The sequence below is a fragment of the Pseudomonas sp. Arb-4-2C genome (assembly GCF_055755015.1).
Map to the genome: position 1 here is coordinate 6,080,770 of NZ_CM146899.1, position 23,886 is coordinate 6,104,655.

The following is a 23,886-nucleotide window of genomic DNA, read 5'->3' on the forward strand; positions in this document are numbered from 1 at the left end:
AACTGTGTTCGATTCCGGGTGAGCAGCATGTGGTGGAGCAAGAAACAAGCGCGGGTAACTGACGGTGCACGGTCGCTGGCCGCCCCCATGATCATGCCGCTGGAACCGCGCATGCTGTTCGACGGCGCGGTCGCTGCCACCGTGGCCGACACGGCCGCCCAGGCTGACAGCCACCCCGTTGCCGACGCCGCCAAGGCGCCGAACGCCGATCACCCGGTCGCCAGCAAGGACACCCACGGTCAGGCCGATGCCACGCCGGCTGCCAGCCCGGTCGCGGTGCCGGGGCAGAGCGTGGTGTTCGTCGATGCCCGGGTCAAGGATGCCGACAGCCTGCTCAAGGGCGTCGCCCCCGGCACCCAGGTGGTCAAGCTCGATGCGAGCAAGGATGGCTTGCAGCAGATCGCCGATTACCTCAATCAACATTCAAACGTCAGCACCGTGGAGATCATTGCCCACGGCAATGCCGGTGACCTGTGGCTGGGCGACAGTTATCTGTCTGCCGAGAACGTCGCAGCCCGCAGTGCGGTGCTGGCGCAAATCGGCAAGGACATGAACATTGGCGGCGATATCCTGATCTACGGCTGCTACACCGCCGAAGGTGATCGCGGGCTGAGCTTCGTCGACTCGCTGGCCAAAATGACCGGCCGCGACATTGCCGCCTCCAGCAACCGCACCGGCGTGGGCGGCGACTGGAATCTGGAAATCGCCACCGGCACTATCGAAAGCGCCAACGTGCTCTCGAGCAAAGCCATGAGCGAGTACCAGTGGGGCCTCGCCACCTGGACGGCGACCAATAACCTCAACACCGGCGTCGGCTCGTTGCGCGCGGCGCTGGCATCGGCGCAGAACGGCGACATTGTCACCTTCAGTTCCGGCATGACCGTGCAACTGACCTCTGAACTGCTGATCAACAAGAACATCACCGTTGACGGCGACCTGAACAACGACGGCATCGCCGACGTGACCCTCGACGGTCAATACAAGACGCGTGTGGTGGAAATCACCTCTACCAGCACCGTCACCCTCGATGGTCTGGTGATTACCCGGGGGCTGGTCGCCGGCAATGGCGGTAACGGTGGCGCCGCAGCGGCGGGCGCCATGGGCGGCGGGATTTTCAACGCCGGCATTCTTACCCTGAACAACGTGACAGTCACGGCCAACGCAGCCTCCGGTGGCGGCGGTGGCGGTGGTGTAACCGGCGGTTACGTGGGCGGTGGCGGCGGCGGTGGTGGCGGTATCGGCGGCCAGGTTGGCGGTCATGGTGGTTCGTCCGGCCCGGCCACCGGCACTTATGCCGGCTCGGCAGGCAGCGCCAACGCTGGCGGCTATGGCGGTGGTTACAGCGCAACCGACATGGGCGGCCGGGGCGGCACCAGCACCGGCGGCGTGGGCGGCAACGGCGCCGCCGGTTACAGCCATGGCGGCAACGGAGGCTCGGCGACCAACGGCACGCTGTCGATTGGCGGCGGCGGGGGTGGTTCGGGCTGGGACAAAGTCGGCGGCGTCGGCGGCAATGCGGCGGGCGGTATCTACAACGCTTCGACCGGTACGCTGAAAGTCATCGGCACCTCGGTGATCAGCAACAACATCGCGGCCGGTGGCGGCGGTGGCGGTGGCGGCGGTGTGGGCAGCAACGGCGCCAATGGTGGCGACGCGGGTCGTGGCGTCGGGGCGATCTGGAACAACGGCGGCGTGGTGCTGATGACCGCGAGCAACTTTGCGGCGATCAGCGGCAACGCCGCCGCCAGTGGCACCGGCGGTCTTTCCAGCGGTGGTTCGACGGGCACGACACCGAGTGCGCTGGTGGGAATCTACAACAACGGCGGCACGATCAACACGGCGTACGTGGAGCCACCCACTGCCACCATCGTGGTCGCTGACCCGGCCCTGAGCATCGGCGAAACGTCGCTGGTGACCATCACGTTCAGCCGCGCCGTGAGCGGCTTCACCAACGCTGACCTGACGATTGCCAACGGTACGTTGACCGCCGTTTCCAGTGCCGACGGCGGCATCACCTGGACGGCGACCTTCACCCCGACCAACAACCTGACCGACACCACCAACCTGATTACCCTGGACAACACCGGGGTGACGGCGGTTTCGGACGGCGCCGCCGGCGTGGGCACCACAAACTCGAACAATTACACGATCGATACCCAGCGTCCGACCGCGACCATCGCGATGACCGACTCGGCGCTCAAGATCGGTGACACCTCAACGGTGACCATCACCTTCAGCGAAGCAGTGAGCGGGTTTACCAACGCCGACCTGACCGTTGCCAACGGCACACTGACGGCGGTCAGCAGCAGCGATGGCGGCATCACCTGGACGGCGACCTTTACGCCGACGAGCAATATCACTGACGCGACCAACCTGATCACCCTGGACAACAGTGGTATTGCCGACCTGGCTGGCAACGCCGGCACCGGCACCACCAATTCGACCAATTACGCCATCGATACCCAGCGTCCCACCGCGACCATTGTGGTTGCCGACAATAACCTGGCCATCGGCGAAACCTCGTTGGTGACGATCACCTTCAGCGAAGCGGTGAGCGGTTTCACCAACGCCGACCTGAGCATTGCCAACGGCACATTGAGCGCCGTCAGCAGTGCGGATGGCGGGATCACCTGGACGGCGACCTTCACCCCGAACAGCAGCGTCAACGACGCCACCAACCTGATCACCCTGAACAACACCGGGGTGACTGACCTGGCCGGCAATGCCGGTACGGGCACCACCGACTCCAACAATTATGTGATCGATACGTTGCGGCCGACGGCGACCATCGTGGTGGCCGACAATGCGCTGAAAGTCGGTGAGACCTCGCTGGTGACCATCACCTTCAGCGAAGCGGTGAGCGGTTTCACCAACGCTGATCTGACCATCGCCAACGGTACGCTGACGGCAGTGAGCAGTGCCGATGGCGGCATCACCTGGACGGCAACGTTCACCCCGACCAACAACATCACCGACACCACCAACCTGATCACCCTGGACAACACCGGTGTCGCCGATCTTTCCGGTAACGCCGGCACCGGCACCACCGACTCGAACAATTACGCCATCGACACTCAACGCCCGACTGCAACCATCGTGTTCGCCCAAAGCGCCCTGAAAATCGGCGACACCTCGCTGGTGACCATCACCTTCAGCGAAGCAGTGACCGGTTTCACCAACGCCGATCTGACGATTGCCAACGGCGCCCTCACGGCGGTGAGCAGCAGCGACGGCGGCGTCACCTGGACGGCGACGTTTACCCCGAGCGCGAGCATCACCGACGCGACCAACGTGGTCAGCCTGAACAACACCGGGATTGCCGACCTCGCGGGTAACGCCGGCAGTGGCACCACCGACTCGAACAACTACACCATCGACACCCAGCGCCCGACCGCAACCATCGTGCTGGCCGACACCAGCCTGAGCGCTGGTGAAACGTCACTGGTGACCATCACTTTCTCGGAAGCCGTGAGCGGTTTTACCAACGCCGACCTGAGCATTCCCAACGGCACGCTGAGCGCGGTGAGCAGCAGCGACGGGGGCATTACCTGGACGGCGACGTACACGCCGAGCGTCGGTATCAATGACACCAGCAATGTGATCGCCCTGAGCAATGCCGGGGTTTCCGACCTGGCCGGCAACGCCGGCACCGGGGTCACCAACTCCGGCAACTTTGTGATCAACACCGTGTTGCCGACCGCGACCATCATCGTCGCCGACAACGCCCTGAACATCGGCGAGACCACCACGGTCACCATCACCTTCAGCGAGGCGGTCACCGGCTTCACCAATGCCGACCTGACGATTGCCAACGGTACGCTGAGCGCGGTGAGCAGCAGTGATGGCGGCATCACCTGGACGGCGACCTTCACCCCGGCCAACAATCTTGCCGACGCGACCAACCTGATCACCCTGGACAACAGCGGTGTACAGAACGCTGCCGGCAACGCGGGCAGTGGCACTACCAATTCGAACAACTACGCGATCGATACCCAGCGTCCGACCGCGACCATTGTGCTTGCCGATACAGCGCTGGGCGTCGGGCAGACCACCACCGTGACCATCACCTTCAGCGAGGCCGTGAACGGGTTGACTCTGGCTGACCTGACCGTGGACAACGGCACGCTCTCCGGGCTGAGCACCTCGGACAACATCACCTACACCGCGACTTTCACTCCGGCGGCCGGGATCACCGACACCAGCAACCTGATCGTTCTGGACAATACCGGCATCGTCGATACGGCGGGTAACGCCGGCAGCGGGACCACCAGTTCCGGCAACTACGTCATCGACAGTCAGCGCCCGACGGCGACCATCGTCCTGGCCGACACCAGCCTGAGCGCGGGGCAAACCTCGCTGGTGACCATCACCTTCAGCGAAGCCGTTACCGGTTTCGACAACAGCGACCTGTCGATCCCCAACGGCACATTGACTGCCGTGAGCAGCAGCGATGGCGGCATCACCTGGACGGCGACGTTCACGCCGAACACCGGGATCAACGACGCGACCAACCTGATCACCCTGAACAACACCGGCATCGCCGATCTTGCCGGCAACACGGGGACCGGCACGACCAACTCCGGCAATTTCACCATCGACACCGTATTGCCGACGGCAACCATCGTGGTGGCTGATCCGAGCCTTCGTGTGGGTGAAACTTCCCTGGTGACCATTACGTTCTCCGAGGCAGTTACCGGATTCAGCAACGCCGATCTGAGCATCGCCAACGGCACGTTGACTGCCGTGAGCAGCAGCGACGGCGGTATTACCTGGACGGCCACGTTCACACCGACGGCCAACATCACCGACGCGACCAATCTGATTACCCTCGATAACAGCGGCGTGCAGAATGCGGCCGGCAACGCGGGCAGCGGCACCACCGATTCCAACAACTTTGCCATCGACACCCAGCGTCCGACCGCGACCATTGTCGTCGCCGATCCGGCGCTGGGCGTCGGGCAGACCACGCAGGTGACCATCACGTTCAGCGAGGCGGTGAGCGGTTTCACCAACGCCGATCTGAGCATTGCCAACGGTACGTTGACGGCGGTGAGCAGCGTCGATGGCGGCATCACCTGGACGGCGACGTTTACCCCGACCGCAGGTATCACCGACACCAGCAATGTCATTACGCTGGACAACACGGGGGTCGCTGACCTGGCGGGCAATACCGGTAGCGGCAGCACGGACTCCAACAACTATGTGATCGACAGCCAACGCCCGACGGCGACCATTGTCATGTCCGACACGGACCTGCGCCCCGGCGAAACCGCGCAGGTGACCATCACCTTCAGCGAAGCGGTCACAGGCTTTGACAACGCCGACCTGAGCGTCGCCAACGGCACGCTGAGCAACGTTTCGTCGAGCGACGGCGGGATCACCTGGACGGCCACGTTCACCCCGACCATCGGCGTCAGCGACGCCACCAACCTGATCGTGCTGAACAACAATGGCATCAGCGATCTGGCCGGCAACGCCGGCACAGGCACGACCACCTCGGTCAACTACGCCGTGCAGACCGACGTGCCGACCGCCACCATTGTCGTCGCCGATACCGCGCTCAAGGCCGGTGAAACCACCACGGTGACCATCACCTTCAGCGAAGCGGTCAGCGGTTTTGACAATGCCGACCTGAGCATCGCCAACGGTACGCTGAGCAACGTCGCCAGCAGCGATGGCGGCATCACCTGGACGGCGACGTTTACCCCGACGGCGAATGTCACCGACACCAGCAACCTGATCGTCCTCAACAACGCCGGCGTGACCAACGCCTCGGGCAACAGCGGGGTCGGCACCACTGACTCCAACAACTTCGCCATCGACACCGCGTTGCCGACCGCCACCATTGTGGTCGCCGACAATCGTCTGGGCATCGGCGAAACCACCACGGTGACCATCACCTTCAGCGAGCAGGTCAGCGGCTTCGATCTGTCGGACCTCAGTGTCGCCAACGGCACGTTGTCGAACCTGCTCAGCAACGATGGCGGCAAGACCTGGACCGCCACCCTGACGCCAACGGCCGGGATCAACGACACCACCAACCTGATCGTACTCGACACCGGTAACGTGCAGGACCTGGCGGGCAACACCGGCGCGAGCATTGCGATCTCCAACAACTACGCGCTTGATGCGACCCGGCCGACGGTCACTATCGTGGTCGCCAACCCGCATCTGGGCATCGGCCAGACCACCCAGGTGACGTTTACCTTCAGCGAGGCGGTCAGCAACTTCGACCTCTCGGACCTCAGCGTCACCAACGGTGACTTGAGCCACTTGAGCAGCGCCGACGGCGGCAAGACCTGGACCGCGACATTCACCCCGACGGCCAATGTCACCGACCCGAGCAACTTCATCGCGCTGGACACCGGTAACGTTACCGATCTGGCGGGCAACACCGGCAGCACGGTGGCGGTGTCGAACAACTATGCGCTCGACAGTGAACGGCCAACCGCGACGGTGGTGGTGGCCAATCCGAATCTGGGCGTGGGCCAGACCTCGCAGGTGACCATCAGCTTCAATGAAGCGGTGACCGGGTTTGATCTCAGTGACATCAATGTCGGCAATGGCAGCCTGTCCAACCTGAGCAGCAGCGACGGCGGCAAGACCTGGACCGCGACGCTGACTCCGGGGGCCAATATCAATAGTGCGAACAACGCGATCAGCGTCAACAGTGCCGGGGTCAACGATCTGTCCGGCAACAGCGGCAGCGGTATCAGCAGTTCGAACAATTACGCGATCAACACCGCGCCGCCGGTGACGCCGACCACGCCGACCAACGCGGTCATCCCGGACCCGCTGTTCCGCAGCAGCGATCCGGTCGTGCCGCCTTCGGCCCCAACCGTACCGCTGCAGCCGTTCGTCTTCACGGCGCCGACCGGCAATCTCGGTTCACCGCTGACCTTCGCGCCGCTGTTCGAACAGCGCGTACTCGGCGACGGCATCCGGCCGCTGGGCGACATTTTCATCAATCACGGCGCCCTCAGCCCAAGCTTCATTGCTCAGGTGTTCGGCAGCAGCGACAGCGGCGGCGATGGTTCCGGCCATGGCTTCCTCGGTTTTGGTGGCGGTGACGGCGGGGTCTTCGCCAGCAGCACGCTGTCGAGCCTGTTCCACCAGAACAGCGGCGCCGAGCGGGATGCACTGAATGCCTTCGGCAGTCATTCGCTCAAGGCTGGTGACATTTCCCAGGGGCTGCGCGGGGTATTTGGCGCGCCGACCCTGGGGCAGCAACTGCAACAACTCAAGGACAGCGAGCAGCACCGGGTCGACGACCTGGCAGCGGCTTTGCGACAGGTCGGCGTCAGCGAAATGCAGGCCTGAACACCCAACTACTCAATACGGTGCGGCATCTAGGGGCGATCCAGGGATGAAGAAAAGTCAGAAGTTGTTCGGCGCCAGCCTGCTGGCGCTGGCGATCAGCGGATGTGCAGTAACCAGTGAACCGATCGAGCGCAGCGTCAGTGAACAGCGGGCCAAAAGCGACCTGCAAAGCATGTACAAGGATCAGGAGCCGCTGCGTGGCCCGCTGACCCTGCATCAGGCCATGGCCCGCGCGGTTAAGTACAACCTCGAAGGCCGGTTGAAGATCATGGAGGAAGCGCTGGCCAAGCGGCAGCTCGACCTCGCCAGTTTCGACATGCTGCCGCGCATGGCGCTGGATGCCGGATACGTCGGGCGCAACAACGTCAACGCCTCCAGCAGCCAGAGCGTACGCACCGGCACCCAGTCCCTGGAACCGTCGACCTCGCAGGACCGTGACCGTGATGTCGCCGACCTGACCATGGTCTGGAACGTCCTCGACTTCGGCGTCAGCTACATCAGCGCCAAGCAGCAGGGCGACCAGCGCCTGATCGTGCAGGAGCGCCGGCGCAAGGTGATCAACACCATCGTCCAGGACGTGCGGTCGGCCTATTGGCGAGCGATGGCGGCCGAGCGGCTGCTCAAGCAGATCGACAGCCTGATGGCGCGGGTCGATACCGCCCGGCGCGACAGTCAGAGCCTGAGTGATCAGCGCATCGGTGATCCGGTGCAGGCGCTGGGTTACAAGCGTTCGCTGATCGAAGCCACCCGGCAACTGGAAGAACAGCGGCGCGCCTTGTCGCTGGCGAAAACCGAGCTGGCAACGCTGATCAACCTGCCGCTGGGCACCAACCTGACCCTGGCAACCGACGACGGTTATCAGATTCCCGAGCTCAAGGTCGCCATGGCCAGGCTTGAGCAGGAAGCGCTGACCAGCCGTCCGGAGCTGCGCGAGCAGGACTACCAGAGCCGCATCAGCGCCGCCGAAACCCGCAAGGCCATGCTGCGCCTGCTGCCGGGCCTGGAGTTTTCCGCCGGCGGGCATTACGACAGCAACTCGTTCCTCGTCGAACAGGGCTGGGCCGATTACGGGGTGAAAGTCACCTGGAACCTGTTCAACGTGATCTCTGCTCCGGCGGCGATCGATGTCGCCAAGGCCGGTGAAGAAGTCGCCACCGCGCGGCGTCAGGCGATGTCGATTGCGGTGCTGGCGCAGCTGTATGTGGCCAACGCCAACTATCAAGAGGCGCTGCGTCAGTTCAAGACCAACCAGCAATTGTCTGACATCGACGGGCAAATCGTCGGTCAGCTGCGCAACCGGCATCAAGCCGCCGGCATTGGCGAACTCGAATTGATTCAGGGCGAACTGAACAATCTCCAGGCGGACTTGCGCCGTGACTTGTCGTACGCCGATCTTCGTAACGCCTACGGCCAGATCTTCGCCAGCGCCGGCCTCGATCCGTTGCCGGATCAGGTGCAGTCAACCGAGGTGCAATCGATCGCCACGGCACTGGCCAACCGCGAGTCTGCGTGGGCCTCGGGGGATATCTCGGTACCCGTGGTGGCGCATGCCACTGCCAAATAACCTGCTGGCGCCGGTCGCCAGCATCAGCCGCACGCAGCGCGAGGCCCGCAATGGCCATCGCGGTGCGGCGATTTTGCTGACCGGCCTGCCGGCGGCAGGCAAATCCACCCTGGCGCAAGCGCTGCACGCCGAGTTGTTCGCACGTGGTCTGCAGAGTGTGGTGCTTGATGGTGACGGCCTGCGGGTCGGGCTCAACCGTGACCTGGGTTTTACCGACGCCGATCGGCTGGAGAACATCCGCCGCGCCAGCGAGGTGGCGGCGTTGCTGGTGGAAAACGGGCAGATCGTGATTCTGGCGCTGATCGCGCCGCTGGTGGAGTTGCGTGAGGTATTGGCCCGGCGCTTGGGCGAGGACTATCGCGAGGTCTGGTGCAGCGCGTCGCTGGCGGTGTGCGAGCAGCGTGATCCGAAAGGTCATTACGCCCGCGCCCGGCGTGGCGAACTGGCTGCATTCACCGGGGTGTCGGCGCCCTACGAGCCGCCGCTGCAGGCTTCGCTGGTGCTCGACACTGGCGGGCAATCGGTCGAGGCGTGTCTGGACCGCTTGCTGACCTGGCTCGGTGAGTGTTCGGTGTTGCCCAGGGCATGAGCCGGCCACTTGCTTCGCGCCTGCCGGTGACGGTCGATCTGCCGCTGTTGTTGCAGGCGTTGGAGGCGATTGCCGAGGACGCCTGGCAAGGTCATTTCAATCGCGAGTATTTTTCCGGGGACTGGAGCGGCGTGGCGCTGATTTCGGCCGCGGATGCGTTGACCGAGTTGTCACCCGGGCGCGGGCAACCGCTGCCTCGTCTGCCTTGGCTGCGCGACGCACGCTGGCAGGGCGGGTTGCGCGATCTGTCGCTGGATATCGTCAGCGCGCGGTTGCTGCGGCTGGGGCCGGGCGGGCGGATTCATGAACACCGTGATTACGATCTCGACGGCCCGGACGCGGATCTGCGCCTGCACATTCCGCTGCTCAGTCCGCCCGCCGTGGACTTCTGGCTTGAGGGGCAGCGCATGCCGATGGCGGCGGGGGAGTGCTGGTTTCTCGACCTTGCCCGTGCGCATCGGGTGGATAACTTCGATACGTCGCCACGGGTGCATCTGGTGCTCGATTGCCGCCCCGGCAGCTGGCTGATGCAGATGATCGCTGATGGCTTGCCGGGCACGCCTGCACCCGGGTTGGCGGATACGGCGTTGCAGCGTTTTCAGCACCTAGTGACGACCGATGCTGAGTTGGCCGCGACGTTGAAGGCTTTGGCTGATCCTGAAGTGTTCATCAGCCGCACGCTTGAGCTGGCCGCAGCGCACGGCCTGCCGTTCTCTCGCGAAGAACTGCGCACCGCGATGCGCCACGGTCGTCGACAATGGAACGAGCAATGGCGCGGCTGAATTTCGACGGCTGGTTACCGATTCGGGTCTGGTCGGTGGCGGGGCTGTGGCAGGTCGATTGGTGCTGGTTCGGCGATACGCCCTTGCATCAGCCGTTTTTCCGCGATGTGGTCGAGGAGGCGCTGCGCCTGCCTTTCAATCAGGCTTTTCGGCGACTGACGCCGCTGTCGACGTTGACCGAGTGGCAGGTGCAAAGCCCCGGTCTGATCCCGAGCGCCTTCATCCTGCACGCCTCGCGTTGCGGTTCGACGCTGATCAGCCAGATGCTCGCCCGACTTGAAGATCACATCGTGGTGTCGGAGCCACCGGCGCTGGATGCGTTGTTACGCAGTGATTTGCCGGCGGCTGAGCGCCAGGCAGCCATTGCCGGTCTGCTCTCGGCCTATGGGCAACGCCTACGTGGTGTCGAGCAGCGGCTGGTGATCAAACTCGATGCGTGGAACATCGGCGAATGGCCGCTGTTGCGGGAATGTTTTCCCGACACGCCATGGCTGTTTGTGTATCGCGATCCGCTGGAAATCGCCGTATCGCACGTGCGCCGTCCGGGGATGCATATGGTGCCGGGGATGCTCGGTGATTGTGTGCTGGAAGATGGATTGCCGTTTGCAGGCAGCGAAGACTTCATCGCGCGACGGTTGGGACGATTGCTTGAGGCCGGGTGCATCCATTGCCGCGAGGGGGGTGGTCTGGCGGTGAACTACAGCGAATTGCCCGGAGCCATGACGGGGCGGCTGGCCGGATTTTTCCGGTTGAACGTCGAGCAGCGTCAGCAGGTGTTGGCGGCGACTGCGCAGCACGCCAAGCAGCCGTCGCAACGCTTTGTCGCTGATGGCGAAGACAAGCGTCGCGAGGCTTCGCCGCAGTTGCAGGCGCGGGTGCGAAGCTGCGCGGCTGCGCCCTATGCGGCCCTGGAGCGCTGGCGCGCGCTCAAGACTTGCCCGACAGATCCGCCATCCCCTTAAGCAGCTCGATCGGCAGCGGAAAGACAATGGTCGAGCTCTTGTCGCCGGCAATCGAACTCAAGGTCTGCATATAGCGCAGTTGCATCGCACCGGGCTGGCGGCCGAGCATTTCGGCAGCCTGCATGAGTTTTTCCGAGGCCTGCAGTTCGCCTTCGGCGTGGATCACCTTGGCCCGGCGCTCGCGTTCGGCTTCAGCCTGTTTGGCAATGGCACGCACCATCGACTCGTTGAGGTCGACGTGCTTGATCTCGACATTGGCGACCTTGATGCCCCACGCGTCGGTCTGGGCGTCGAGCACCTGCTGGATATCGATGTTCAACTGCTCACGCTCGGCCAGCAGTTCATCCAGTTCATGTTTGCCGAGCACCGCGCGCAGGGTGGTCTGTGCCAGTTGGCTGGTGGCCGAGAGAAAATCTTCGACCTGAATGATCGCCTTCTGCGGGTCGAGTACACGGAAATACAGCACCGCGTTGACCTTCACCGAGACGTTGTCGCGGGTGATCACATCCTGCGGCGGCACATCGAGGACGACGGTGCGCAGGTCGACCCGGACCATTTGCTGCACCACCGGAATCAGCAGGATCAGCCCCGGCCCCTTGACCTGCCAGAAGCGTCCGAGCTGGAACACCACGCCGCGCTCGTACTCACGCAGGATGCGGAACGTCGACCCGGCCAGGGCGATGACCAACAGCAGCAGTGCAACAAAACCGATTTGCAGACCCATGATCACTCTCCGTGTCGCACCGCGTCAGTCGCGGCGACTTTCAGCAATAAGCCATTACGCCCGACCACGCGCACTGCTTGTCCGGTGTGCAGCGGTGTCGCGCTGTGCACTTGCCAGTGTTCACCCTGCAATTGCACCCAGCCGTTGTGGGCGTTTTCCGCTTGCACGGTGGTCACTGCCGTCACGCTGCCGACCAGCCCGGCATCGCCGCTGACGGCATGGCGTGGCCGGGTCTTCAAGGCGCGCAGGATCAATGCGATCAGCAGCAAGGCGCTGATCAGGCCGAGGCCGATGATCATCGGCACCGGTAATTCGGCATTGCCCAGAATCAGTGCGCCGATCACGAACATGATGATCCCGCCGAGGCCGATTACCCCGTAGTTGGGCAGCGCGGCTTCGGCGATCAGAAAGGCAATGCCGAGCGTGATCAGCCACAGGCCGACCGGATTGACCGCGGTCAGCGGGACATCAGCCGCGAAGGTCGAGCCGCTGAGCAGCAGTAACAAGGCAAACGCACAACATCGGCTGTTCACGTGACCCTCCGGGAGAGTCTTGGGGTGGTTCTTTAAGTCTAGTTGAGCCTGGCGCTGGATGAATCTTGATCAATGAGCGGATGCGTCCAGTGAGCGGATTTCCCGTCGCCAGCGGCGTGCCGAACTAGACTCAGCAGAACAGCAACAACGTTCAGCGTGACACCGAGGTGCATCATGCGTATGGCAAAAAAGGTACAGAGCAGCCTGAACCGGGCGCACTGCGAATATGACGTCGTGGCCCACCGGCACTCGGCCAGCAGCCTGGAAACCGCACGGGTCAGCGGGGTACCCGCCGAACGGGTAGCCAAATCGGTGATCCTCGACGACCACCACGGGCATTACCTGATGGCCGTGCTGCCGGCCAGCCGGCATCTGGACTTGAGTAAAGTGCGCAACAGCGGCGAATGGCAGGTCACCCGGGAAAGCAATCTGGCGCACATCTTCGATGACTGCGAACGCGGCGCGGTGCCGCCGCTGGGTGATTCCTACGGCCTGGACATGGTCATTGACCCGCTGCTGACACGGCAGAAAGACATCTATCTGGAAGCCGGCAACCACAACTATCTACTGCACATGAGCATGCCCGAGTTCCTGAGAATGGTGCCGCATGCGCAGGTGCGGGAGTTGAGTCAATAGGGGTGTGGTGTTGTCACTGACGCCTTCGCGAGCAAGCCCGCTCCCACAGGTTCACCGCAATCCCCTGTGGGAGCGGGCTTACTCGCGAATCTTCCTCGCACCGATTTTTTGAAGGAGTCCTCCAATGGAGCAGCCAAGCCATAGCCTGCCGTCCCTGTTCGACCAACTCGGCCTGAGCAGCGACCCGACCAGCATCGAGCAATTCATCGCCACCCACTCGCCACTCAAACCCGAACTGCACCTGGCGGACGCGTTCTTCTGGACCCAAAGCCAGGCGGATTTTTTGCGCAGCGAGATTCTTGATGATGCAGATTGGGCGGAGGTGGTGGATCAGTTGAATGTGCTGCTGCGTAAGGGGCGCGATGCGTAAAGAGGTGCTGAAACGCCTGAGTGAAGATTTGTTTCAAAACTTGACTGAAATTCCCCGCCAATGCGATATTGATAGTTAGCAAACTAACAGTGTGCATTTCCCCGTGCCGAATTCCCTCGACGCTCTCCAGATGAACATCAGCAGTGCCATGGTGGTGGCCGCCAGGCATTGGCGCAAGATCTGCCAGACCACGCTGGTCAACTACGGCATCTCCGAAGCCTGCGCCGTGCCGTTGTTGATGATCGGGCGGTTGGGTGAGGGTGTGCGGCAGGTGCAGGTGGCGCAGGCGGCGGGCATGGAGAGTCCGTCGCTGGTGCGCCTGCTCGATCAGTTGTGTCATGCCGGGTATGTCTGTCGCACCGAAGATGCGCAGGATCGCCGGGCCAAATGCCTGAGCCTGACCGACACCGGCCGCGAGCTGGTGCAAGCGGTGGAAATCGAACTGGTACGTCTGCGTCATGAAGTGCTCGAAGGCATCGACCAGAGTGATCTGGAAGCTACGCTTCGGGTACTGAGAGCTTTTGAGGCGGCCAATCCGCCTGTGGTGATCAATTCTTGAACGGTTTTTTCTCCGGCATTCCTCCGGCCCGGGACTGGTTCTACGGGGTCCGTACCTTTGCAGCGTCGATGATCGCGCTGTACATCGCCTTGCTCATGCAAATGCCGCGTCCGTACTGGGCGATGGCCACGGTGTATATCGTCTCCAGTCCGTTTCTCGGGCCGACCAGTTCCAAGGCTTTGTACCGCGCCATCGGCACCTTTCTCGGGGCTGCAGCGGCGGTGCTGTTCGTGCCGATGTTCGTGCAGAGCCCTTACGTGCTAGTGGTGGTCATCGCCTTGTGGACGGGGATCTTGCTGTTCCTGTCGCTGCACTTGCGTACCGCCAATAACTACGCGCTGATGCTGGCCGGCTACACCTTGCCGCTGATTGCCTTGCCGACGGTGGATAACCCGCTGGCGGTGTGGGACGTGGCGGAGGCGCGGACCGAAGAGATTTTCCTTGGCATCGCCGTGGCGGCGGTGATCGGCGCGATGTTCTGGCCGCGCCGGCTGGCGCCGGTGTTCAACGACGCAGTGAGCAAGTGGTTCGCCGATGCCACGACATACAGCCTGAAATTTCTCAGCCGCGATGTGCAGCCGGAGCAAGTCACGGCCCTGCGCATGGCCATGGTCGCCAGTTTCAACAGCCTGGAATTGATGATCGGCCAGTTGCCTCACGAAGGTTCCCGGCCGCAAACCGTGCGCAACACCAAGGAGCTGCGTGGGCGGATGATTCACCTGTTACCGGTAATCGACGCCCTTGAAGACTCGCTCTACGCCCTTGAACGACGCACGCCGGAACTGGTGGAGAAATTCGCGCCGCTGCTGGCGGCAACCCGTGAATGGCTCGCTCATAAAGACGCCGATCTGGCGCGTTGGCAGGCCCTCAAGGATCAGCTTCAGGCCTTGCAACCGAACTGCGAAGCGTTGGAAGACCGCAAGCAATTGCTGTTCTCCAACTCGATTTATCGCCTCGGCGAATTCATCGATCTGTGGCAGGACTGCCGCAGCCTGCAGGACGCAATTCTGTGCGAACGGCAGGACAGCTGGCGTGCGGTCTACCGGCACTGGCGCCTCGGACGGCTGACGCCGTTTCTCGACCGCGGGATGATGCTGTATTCGGTGGCCTCGACCATCCTGGCGATCATCGTCGCCTCGACGTTGTGGATTCTGCTCGGCTGGCCGGACGGTGGCAGTGCGGTGATTCTGGCGGCGGTGGCCTGCAGTTTCTTCGCCTCGATGGACGACCCGGCGCCGCAGATCTACCGGTTCTTTTTCTGGACCGGGATGTCGGTGCTGTTCGCCAGCCTCTATCTGTTTCTGATTCTGCCGAACCTGCACGACTTTCCGATGCTGGTGCTGGCGTTTGCGATTCCGTTCATCTGTGTCGGCACCCTGACCGTGCAGCCGCGTTTCTACCTCGGCATGCTCCTGACGCTGGTCAACACCTCGTCGTTCATCAGCATTCAGGGCGCGTACGACGCGGACTTCTTCGCCTTTGTGAACTCCAACCTGGCCGGGCCGATGGGGCTGCTGTTTGCGTTCATCTGGACCCTGATTGCCCGTCCGTTCGGCGTCGAGCTGGCGGCCAAGCGTCTGACCCGCTTCAGCTGGAAAGACATCGTGCACATGACCGAGCCGGCCAACCTCGCCGAACACCGGCAGTTGGGCGTGCAGTTGCTCGACCGCCTGATGCAGCACCTGCCACGTCTGGCGATGACCGGTCAGGACACCGGTATCGCCATGCGTGAAGTGCGTGTCGGCTTGAACCTGCTGGATCTGCTGGCCTACACCCCGCGTGTCGAAGGCGCGCCGAAGGTCCTGCTGCAACAAGTCGTGGCTGAGGTCGGCGAGTATTTCCGCGCTTGCCTGAAGGCTGGCGAACGCTTGCCGGCACCGAGCCCCTTATTGATGACGATGGACCGCGCGCGCCGTGCGCTCAAAGGCCACGGCGACGAAGAAACCCGTCTAAACCTGTTGCATGCCCTGAGCGGTTTGCGCCTGGCGTTGTTGCCCGGCGTGGAATTTGTCAGCACGAGCGATGCCGAAGAACCGCTGCCCGATGGAGCGCCCCTATGATCGGTGATCTGGATATCAGCGGCATTTTCCTGCCGACCCTGCTGGTGCTGATGGGCATCACCTATGTGTTGTTTCTGCTGGTGCACGGCGTGCTTATACGTCTGCACTTTTACCGTCTGGTCTGGCACCGGGCATTGTTCAACGTGGCTCTCTACGCTGTGCTGTTGTACGGCGTGGACTCACTCAGTCGATACCTGATGACATGAAAAAACCGTTTCTGACCATCGGTCGCGTGGTACTGACCCTGCTGATCGTGACTTTCGCCGTCGTCCTCGTCTGGCGCATGGTGATGTATTACATGTTTGCGCCGTGGACCCGCGACGGCCACATTCGCGCCGACATCATCCAGATCGCTCCGGACGTGTCCGGGCTGATCCAGCAGGTCGAGGTCAAGGACAACCAGTTGATCAAGCGCGGCCAAGTGCTGTTCAGCATCGACCAGGACCGTTTCAAACTGGCCCTGCGTCAGGCCAAGGCCGCAGTCGCCGACCGCGAAGAAACCCTCGCCCAGGCGCAGCGCGAAGCCAAGCGTAACCGTGGCCTGGGCAACCTGGTGCCGGCCGAACAGCTGGAAGAAAGCCAGTCGAAGGTCGCCCGGGCGCAATCGGCCCTGGCCGAAGCGCTGGTGTCGGTGGACAGCGCTCAGCTCAACCTCGACCGCTCGGTGATCCGCAGCCCGGTGGACGGCTATGTCAACGACCGCGCGCCGCGTGTGCAGGAATTCGTCACCGCCGGGCGTCCGGTGTTGTCGGTGGTCGACAGCAATTCGTTCCACATCGACGGTTATTTCGAAGAAACCAAACTCGACGGCATTCATGTCGGCCAGTCCGTGGATATCCGCGTGATCGGTGACAAGGCCAAGCTGCGCGGGCATGTCGAAAGCATCGTCGCCGGTATCGAAGACCGCGACCGCACCAGCGGTAATAACCTGCTACCCAACGTCAATCCGGCATTCAGCTGGGTACGTCTGGCGCAGCGGATTCCGGTGCGCATCGCCTTTGACGATGTGCCGGAAGACTTCCGCATGATCGCCGGGCGTACTGCCACCGTGTCGATCATCGACGAGCAAAAGCAGGAGCCTGCGCAATGAACAGGCTCCTGATGATCGCCGGGTTGGGCGTGATGCTCTCGGCGTGTCAGATGGTCGGGCCGGACTATCACCTGCCCGCTGACGCGGCAGTCCAGCGCAAGGACTTTCAGGGTGAACTGGCGGTGGACGGCAAGCCGGTGGTGTCGGCGCCGGTGCCGGCGGACTGGTGGCGTTTGTACCGGGACCCGCGCCTGGACCAACTGGTGCAGCAGGCCATGGCGTCCAACACTGACTTGCGGGTGGCGGCGGCGAACCTGTCGCGGGCCCGCGCGCAGGTCGATGAAGCTGAAGCGGCCGGTGGCTGGAGCGGCGGCGTGAAGATGGGCGCGCAGCGCTTGCAGGAATCCGGTCAGGCGTTCCTGCTGCCGGAAAAAGTGCCGGTGGCCAACGTTGCTGACATCGGCATCAGTGCTTCTTATCAGTTCGACCTGTGGGGCACGTTGCAGCGCGGCATCGAAGCGGCAAAAGCCAACGCCGATGCCACGCAAGCGGCGGCCGATACCGCGCGCATCACCTTGGTGGCGGACGTGGTGCGGGCCTACACCCAAGTGTGTGCCGCCAATGAAGAGCGGGAAATCGCCCAGCACTCCCTCGACCTGCAATCGCAAAGCACCACCCTGATCCAGCGCCTGCGCGATGCCGGGCGTGGCGATGAAACCCAGGTCACCCGTTCGCAAACCCAATTCAAGTCGTTGCGCGCCGACATGCCGCGTTATGAAGCGTCGCGTCAGGCGGGTCTGTTCCGCCTGTCGATGCTGCTGGCCAAACCGGTCGATCAATTGCCGGCCGGCACCGCGAGTTGCGCCGAACTGCCGAAAATCGCTCAACTGGTGCCGGTTGGCGACGGTGCGGCACTGCTCAAGCGCCGGCCCGATGTGCGTCAGGCCGAACGTCGTCTGGCCGCCGCGACGGCCGGTATTGGCGTCGCCACTGGCGAGCTGTACCCGGACATCAGCATCGGCGCGACCATCGGCACCGTCGGCATCGTTTCCGATCTGGGCGATCCGTCGACCAACCGCTGGGGCTTCGGCCCGTCGCTGAGCTGGAAGGTGCCGACCAACGGCGCCCGCGCGCGTATCCGCGAAGCCGAAGCCAATACCCAGGGCGCGCTGGCGCATTTCGACGGCGTGGTACTCAATGCCATCCGCGAAACCCAGACCGGTCTGGCCCAGTACAGCGCGCTGCTGCAACGCCGCGACGCACTGGCCGACGCCGAGCAGTCGGCGAAACTGGCGGCAGACCAGACGCATCGCTTCTTCCAGGCGGGGCGTGAGTCGTTCCTCGCCGACCTGCAGGCGACCCGCACCTACACTGACGTCACCGCGCAACTGGCCGCCGCCAACACCCAGGTTGCCATGAGCCAGATCGATTTGTTCCTCGCGCTGGGCGGTGGTTGGGAAAGCGGACGAACGCAAGCCTCAAGCGCCAGCAAACCCTGAAGCCGTTGCTATGCTTTGAAGTGTTGGAAGGGCGCCCCGAGCAAGGCGCCCTTTCAGCGCACATTGCTAGCGCTGGTCTAGGGGAAACCAATAATGAAAAACCCTTACGCTCTCGGCTTCTGGTGCGCCCTGGTAGCGCTGGTGCTGCTATCGGCCACCTATTTCTACGGCATCATGCTGGCCCACCAGATCGACAAGGCCATGGTCTTCCTCGACAGCGCCACAGCGTTGATCGCGGTGATGGCAATCGTGGTGGTGGCCTGGGCGTCGATCCAGGTGCAGCGGGTCAAGAAAAGACAGCTTGAACAGGGCAAGACCCTGGTGCTGATCTGGGATACCAAAGTTGCCCTGCGTCGGGTTGAAACCGTGTTTGATCGCTACTTCTGGGGCAGCTACTGGCAACCGGGGCGCACTTTCGCCGAAGTCATGGGCGAACTCACCGGCACGCCGCTGGAAAAAAGCCTCGAAGCCCTGAAAAAGCAGTGCCTGGAACTCGACAAACAAATTGCCGATGAAGGCTGGCACTGGCTCAACAACGCCCGTGAACTGTCGGATGTCGCCACCGCGATGGCCCGCGAACGTTATCAACTGGACTTCTGCGACCCCCGGGCCGACGGGCCGGGCGGGGCGGTGATCGATCGCGACTTTGAAGTGCTGGTGTATACCTGGACGGCGCGGCTCAAGAGCTTTGATCATCAACTGGATGAGATCGAGGTCCAGTATTCCTGATGTGCATTGCCTTCACTGGCCTCTTCGCGAGCAGGCCCGCTCCCACAAGGACAACGCTGTATCTGTGGGAGCGGGCTTGCTCGCGAAAGCGTTTGCAATAACAGCGAAACTCTCCCTGCCTGTCGACTGTCCACACTCCCCATAGACACTCTTTAACCTTTAAACATTGGGCCGCCTCGCGCTGCCAGTGCTAATCTCCACCGCTAATTTCAGCGGAGTCGAGCCGCGACCCGGTCACGGGTTCAGGGAAGACGACCACACTTTCAGCCACGGACATTGATCAGGTCATTCATGAATAAATCAGCAGGCGTGCTTCTCGGGATTGTTGTTGCCATCGGTGCGATCAGCGCCGGCGGGGCCTGGTACACCGGGACCAAGATTGAAGGCGTGCTGAACAACGCCGTCACCAACGCCAACAAAGAGCTGCAGACCGCGATGGCCGGCTCCAATGGCAGCGCGTCGTTGGAACTGGTGTCGCTGGAGCGTCACACCTTCACCAGCACCGCGCACTACCGCCTCAAGGGTGAAGGCGAGATGTTCGGTGACAAGCCGGTCGAGTTGCTGTTCGTCGACCACATCGAGCACGGCCCGCTGCCGTTCTCGCGTCTGGTGTCGCTGAAGTGGCTGCCGGTCATGGCCACCAGCAACTACGAGCTGGAAAAGAGCCCGGCCACCGAAAAATGGTTTGCCGCCACCAGAGGCGCCGCGCCGCTCAAAGGCGTGACCAACATCGGCTACGACGAATCCACCACCAGCAGCGTCGAACTGCTGCCGCTGGAAACGGCGCTGGACGAGCAGTCGAGCCTGAAGTTCTCCGGCCTGACCATGAACATCTCCGCCAGTGCCCAGGCGCAGAAGGTCAAGGCTGACGGCTACATGGACAGCCTGAAACTCGTCACCGTGGCGCAAGACCAGGCGCCGGTGCAGGTTGAACTCAACGGTCTGACCCTGGCCAGCAACCTGACCAAGAGCAGCTACGGCTACTACACCGGGGAAAACACCCTGGAGCTGACCAACAGCAAAACCACTTTCGGTCCCAAGCAGTCGGTGCTCGGCGTGAAGAACTTCGAAATGAAGAACCTCACCGAAGAGAGCGGCAGCAACGCCTCCGGCCGTGCTGACTACCAGGTCGGCGAAGTGACCCTCAACGACAAGAAAATCGGTTCGGCCAGCATGGCCATGAGCCTGAAGAACCTCGACATCCCGTCGACCCTGTCGCTGATGCAGATCTACCAGACCAAATTGCAGCCGTACGAGAAGGACGCGGCAGCCGCTGCCGAAGCCGGCCTGCCGGCACCGGAGCTGAACCTGACCGAAGCCGAGTCGGCACAGGTCAAGGCTGATCTGCAGAAACTGCTGGGCGCCGGGCCGCAGATCGCGCTGGAAAACCTGTCGCTGAAGACCGCCAACGGTGAAAGCCGCGCCAGTCTGGTGATTGACCTGACCAAGCCGCAGTCGATGGATCTGCCACCGGATCAACTGGGCAAACAGCTGATCGCGTTGCTGGATCTGAATATTCAGGTGTCCAAGCCGATGCTGGTCGATCTGCTGAGCGTCCAGGCGCAACTCGACGGCCAGACTGACGCCAAAGGCATCGTCAACCAGGCGAGTGCCGGTGCCGACATGTTCTCCGGCATGGCGGTGGGTTCCCAGTTGGCGACGGTCGATGGCACCAATGTCGTGACCAAACTGCATTACGCCGCCAATCAGGTGGAATTCAACGGCCAGAAGATGACCGTCGAGCAGTTCGTCGGCTTCCTGATGAGCAAGTTCGCTGGCGTCACGCAAGTGCAGTAATACTGCGTTCTAAATAGCAACGCCCGGCCTCTGATCCCCAGACGCCGGGCGTTTTGCTGTCTGGTGTACGGGTTTTCGGCTGATCCGGCGCCACATTCTGAACAATTATTGTGTTCTGAATATTCGACTACGCTTGCATGCAAGACTGCCTGACTAAGCTTGGCCGAGTGCTATCTGACTTGGTCTCCGTTACGAATGGGCAAGGAGGGCATTGCGACCCGGCTGGCCATGTAAGGATGCTGACGAATGCCGCGTATTGATGTTCCTGTTTTACATCGTGGTCTACGCCCGTTGTTTCGCGTTGCGCTGTGCAGCCAGTTGCTTTGGCCGGCACTGGCGTTTGCCGATACCCCCTATGATCAGATGGTGCGTGATGCCCGTGCCGGGCAGACCACGCCGGCGCTGAATGTGCTGCGTCAGGTGCCGCCCGGTCAGTCGACCACCGGGCAGATCAGCGATCACCTGCAGATTGCCAGTTGGGCGGGTCTCGACGCTGAAGTGGTGCAGGTCTATGAAACCCAGGGCCGTGACCGGGTGCTGCCGGTGCAGGCGCTGACCGCCACCGCACGCGCCTACCGCAACCTCAAGCGCTGGGACCAGGCGACTCAGGTCTACAACAAGGCCCTGGCGCTGGAGCCGGACAACGCCGACCTGCAACTGGGGCTGGCCCTGACTCAGGCGGACTCGGGCAAACCCGACGAAGCCGTGACTCGCGCCAAGGCACTGGTCGCCGCCAAACCGGACGATCCCTCCCGTCGTCTCGCGCTGGGCTACGCCCTGACCCGCGCCGGCAAGCAGTACGACGCTCTGTTTGAATACGATCAGGCATTCATGCGCGCCGGCAGCAAGCCGGAAGTCGCCCGTGAATACGTGGTCGCCCTGCAAAAGGCGCGTCTGCCGGAACCGGCACTGCGCCTGGCCAATCAACGCCCCGGTCTGATCGACCCGGTCACCCTGCGTCGCCTCGAAGGCGATCTGGCCGCCGAACGCGTGCGTCTGGCCGAACTCGCTTCGCGCAGCGAAAAGGAACGCTACGTGATTGCCGACCGCGCGCTGGCCGATTACGACAAACTGCTTGCCACCTGGACCCCGGACGCCAGCGCCCACGATGACGTGATTCGCTGGCGCATCGATCGCATGGGCGCACTCAAGGCCCGAGCGCGCACTGCCGAGGTCATTACCGAATATCAAAAGCTGCAAGCCGAAGGCGTGAAGATTCCGACCTACGCCCTGCGTTGGGTGGCGGCGTCGTATCTGGATCAGCGCCAACCGGAGATCTCCACCGATCTGTATCGTCAGGTGCTGTCGGCGCCGGACGCCGATTTGGGTGATCGCCTCGAAGACACCACGGCGTTGTATTACTCGCTGCTGGAAAGCGACCGCGCCGAAGAGGCGCGCAAAGTCGCTGAGGATCTGGCCAAGAGCCAGAACCCGCGGGTCGAACTCAAGGGCCTGCCCATCGGCAACCCCAACGACGAATGGATGGACGCCCAGCAACTCGCGGCGCAGGCCGGCACCTACAGCTCCGACCTGCCGCACGGTGAGGAGCGCCTGCAGACGCTGGTCGATCAGGCGCCGGGCAATATCGGCCTGCGCCTGGCCCAGGCCGACTTGTATCTGGCCCGTCAGTGGCCCCGCCGCGCCGAAAACCAGCTCAAGGAAACCGAGAGCATGGTGCCCCGCGACATGGGCCTGGAAGTGGCCCAGGCGCGTACCGCGATGACCCTGCAGGAATGGCGGCAGATGGATGCGCTGACCGATGACGTGGTCGAGCGTTTCCCGGACAACCGTCAGGTGCAGCGCGCGGCCCGTGAGCGCGAAGTGCATGACATGTCCGAACTGCGCGTCGAAGCCTACGGTGGCAAGGCCAATGGAGGCGGCGGCAGTGGTGGTGCAGGCGCGGTCAGTGGCAGCCGCGATTTCGGTATCCAGAGCACCCTGTACAGCCCGCCGATCGATGAAGACTGGCGTGTGTTCGTCGGTGCCGGTTATGCCACCGGCGATTTCGCCGAAGGCACCGGCACCGACCGCTTCCAGCGCGTCGGCCTGGAGCGGCGTACCCGCGACATGAGCCTGGAAGCCGAGGTCTCCAACCACGATTACGGTTACGGCGCCAAGCAGGGCGCGCGCATCGCGATTGCCCGCGACATCAACGACAACTGGCAGTACGGCGGCAGCTTTGCCTATCTGTCGGCCGAGACACCGTTGCGTGCCCTCAACAGCGACATCAAGGCCAATGGCGGCAATGCGTTCATCCGCTGGCGCGCCAACGAGAGCCGCGAGTGGCGGCTGTCGGTCAGCCCGTCGCACTTCAGCGATGGCAACAATCGCGTCGAGGCGTTGCTGACCGGGCGCGAAGGCGTTTACAGCGCGCCGAACGTGCAGGTCGATGCCGGTCTGGAAGTCGGCACCAGCCACAACTCCAATTCCGAGGATGTGCCGTACTTCAACCCGAAGTCGGACTTCAGCGTCATGCCGACGGTCAACGTCAACCATGTGCTCTACCACCGTTACGAAACCTCGTGGAGCCAGCAGTTCCAGGCCGGTGCGGGTACGTACAGCCAGCGTGACCATGGCACTGGCGGCATGGCGATGCTCGGCTACGGCCAACGTTATGCCTGGAACGACGTGTTCGAGGTGGGCGGCTTGTTCAGTGTGATCAACCGGCCTTACGACGGTGATCGGGAGACCGATCTGCGTCTGCTCGTCGACCTCACTTTCCGCTTCTAGAA

General features: G+C 62.9%; 17 protein-coding genes. 15 read left to right on the forward strand and 2 right to left on the reverse strand.

What is annotated here, in order from left to right:
* Positions 1–27 precede the first annotated feature (27 nt).
* The 5 genes from AC0J41_RS27550 to AC0J41_RS27570 are packed head-to-tail and all read left to right on the forward strand — an operon-like array spanning position 28 to position 11,217.
* Positions 28–7,320 carry an Ig-like domain-containing protein gene (locus tag AC0J41_RS27550; protein WP_473014107.1) on the forward strand — a complete coding sequence of 2,431 codons (7,293 nt, stop codon included), beginning with the start codon at positions 28–30 and terminating at the stop codon, positions 7,318–7,320.
* Positions 7,321–7,366: 46 nt separating this feature from the next.
* Complete coding sequence (locus tag AC0J41_RS27555) at positions 7,367–8,884, forward strand: TolC family protein (RefSeq protein WP_473014108.1); 1,518 nt, start codon at positions 7,367–7,369, stop codon at positions 8,882–8,884.
* The gene (gene cysC / locus AC0J41_RS27560; protein WP_473014109.1) at positions 8,868–9,473 is read left to right on the forward strand and encodes an adenylyl-sulfate kinase; all 606 of its coding nucleotides are present in this window, start codon (positions 8,868–8,870) and stop codon (positions 9,471–9,473) included. The genes AC0J41_RS27555 and cysC overlap by 17 nt, the downstream gene beginning before the upstream one ends.
* Positions 9,470–10,255, forward strand: a complete 786-nt coding sequence (locus AC0J41_RS27565) for an aspartyl/asparaginyl beta-hydroxylase domain-containing protein (protein ID WP_473014110.1) — start codon at positions 9,470–9,472, stop codon at positions 10,253–10,255. Before cysC ends, AC0J41_RS27565 begins: the two co-directional genes overlap by 4 nt.
* Positions 10,243–11,217, forward strand: a complete 975-nt coding sequence (locus AC0J41_RS27570; protein ID WP_473014111.1) for a sulfotransferase family protein — start codon at positions 10,243–10,245, stop codon at positions 11,215–11,217. Before AC0J41_RS27565 ends, AC0J41_RS27570 begins: the two co-directional genes overlap by 13 nt.
* Here AC0J41_RS27570 and AC0J41_RS27575 read toward each other — a convergent pair.
* On the reverse strand, positions 11,183–11,941 hold the full coding sequence (locus tag AC0J41_RS27575) for a slipin family protein (protein ID WP_003220464.1): 759 nt from the start codon (positions 11,939–11,941) through the stop codon (positions 11,183–11,185). The genes AC0J41_RS27570 and AC0J41_RS27575 overlap by 35 nt on opposite strands.
* A gap of 2 nt (positions 11,942–11,943) precedes the next feature.
* Positions 11,944–12,474, reverse strand: a complete 531-nt coding sequence (locus AC0J41_RS27580; RefSeq protein ID WP_025113423.1) for an NfeD family protein — start codon at positions 12,472–12,474, stop codon at positions 11,944–11,946.
* 174 nt (positions 12,475–12,648) lie between these two features.
* On the opposite strand from AC0J41_RS27580, the gene AC0J41_RS27585 reads away from it, so the two are divergent.
* The 10 genes from AC0J41_RS27585 to pgaA all read left to right on the forward strand — a co-directional run bounded on the left by AC0J41_RS27585 (position 12,649) and on the right by pgaA (position 23,884).
* Positions 12,649–13,110 carry an aminoacyl-tRNA deacylase gene (locus AC0J41_RS27585; RefSeq protein ID WP_025113422.1) on the forward strand — a complete coding sequence of 154 codons (462 nt, stop codon included), beginning with the start codon at positions 12,649–12,651 and terminating at the stop codon, positions 13,108–13,110.
* Between the two features lie 124 nt (positions 13,111–13,234).
* On the forward strand, positions 13,235–13,480 hold the full coding sequence (locus AC0J41_RS27590; protein WP_025113421.1) for a DUF2789 domain-containing protein: 246 nt from the start codon (positions 13,235–13,237) through the stop codon (positions 13,478–13,480).
* Positions 13,481–13,610: 130 nt separating this feature from the next.
* Complete coding sequence (locus AC0J41_RS27595) at positions 13,611–14,039, forward strand: MarR family winged helix-turn-helix transcriptional regulator (RefSeq protein ID WP_007961473.1); 429 nt, start codon at positions 13,611–13,613, stop codon at positions 14,037–14,039.
* Positions 14,036–16,099: an FUSC family protein gene (locus AC0J41_RS27600; RefSeq protein WP_473014112.1), complete on the forward strand. Its 2,064-nt coding sequence runs from the start codon at positions 14,036–14,038 to the stop codon at positions 16,097–16,099. Before AC0J41_RS27595 ends, AC0J41_RS27600 begins: the two co-directional genes overlap by 4 nt.
* On the forward strand, positions 16,096–16,305 hold the full coding sequence (locus tag AC0J41_RS27605; RefSeq protein ID WP_025113419.1) for a DUF1656 domain-containing protein: 210 nt from the start codon (positions 16,096–16,098) through the stop codon (positions 16,303–16,305). Before AC0J41_RS27600 ends, AC0J41_RS27605 begins: the two co-directional genes overlap by 4 nt.
* The gene (locus tag AC0J41_RS27610) at positions 16,302–17,189 is read left to right on the forward strand and encodes an efflux RND transporter periplasmic adaptor subunit (RefSeq protein ID WP_025113418.1); all 888 of its coding nucleotides are present in this window, start codon (positions 16,302–16,304) and stop codon (positions 17,187–17,189) included. Before AC0J41_RS27605 ends, AC0J41_RS27610 begins: the two co-directional genes overlap by 4 nt.
* On the forward strand, positions 17,186–18,628 hold the full coding sequence (locus AC0J41_RS27615) for an efflux transporter outer membrane subunit (RefSeq protein ID WP_473014113.1): 1,443 nt from the start codon (positions 17,186–17,188) through the stop codon (positions 18,626–18,628). The genes AC0J41_RS27610 and AC0J41_RS27615 overlap by 4 nt, the downstream gene beginning before the upstream one ends.
* Before the next feature lie 93 nt (positions 18,629–18,721).
* The gene (locus AC0J41_RS27620; RefSeq protein ID WP_025113416.1) at positions 18,722–19,357 is read left to right on the forward strand and encodes a hypothetical protein; all 636 of its coding nucleotides are present in this window, start codon (positions 18,722–18,724) and stop codon (positions 19,355–19,357) included.
* Positions 19,358–19,648: 291 nt separating this feature from the next.
* Positions 19,649–21,154, forward strand: a complete 1,506-nt coding sequence (locus tag AC0J41_RS27625) for a YdgA family protein (RefSeq protein ID WP_473014114.1) — start codon at positions 19,649–19,651, stop codon at positions 21,152–21,154.
* Between the two features lie 246 nt (positions 21,155–21,400).
* Positions 21,401–23,884: a poly-beta-1,6 N-acetyl-D-glucosamine export porin PgaA gene (gene pgaA, locus AC0J41_RS27630; RefSeq protein ID WP_473014115.1), complete on the forward strand. Its 2,484-nt coding sequence runs from the start codon at positions 21,401–21,403 to the stop codon at positions 23,882–23,884.
* The last annotated feature ends 2 nt before the right edge of the window (positions 23,885–23,886 follow it).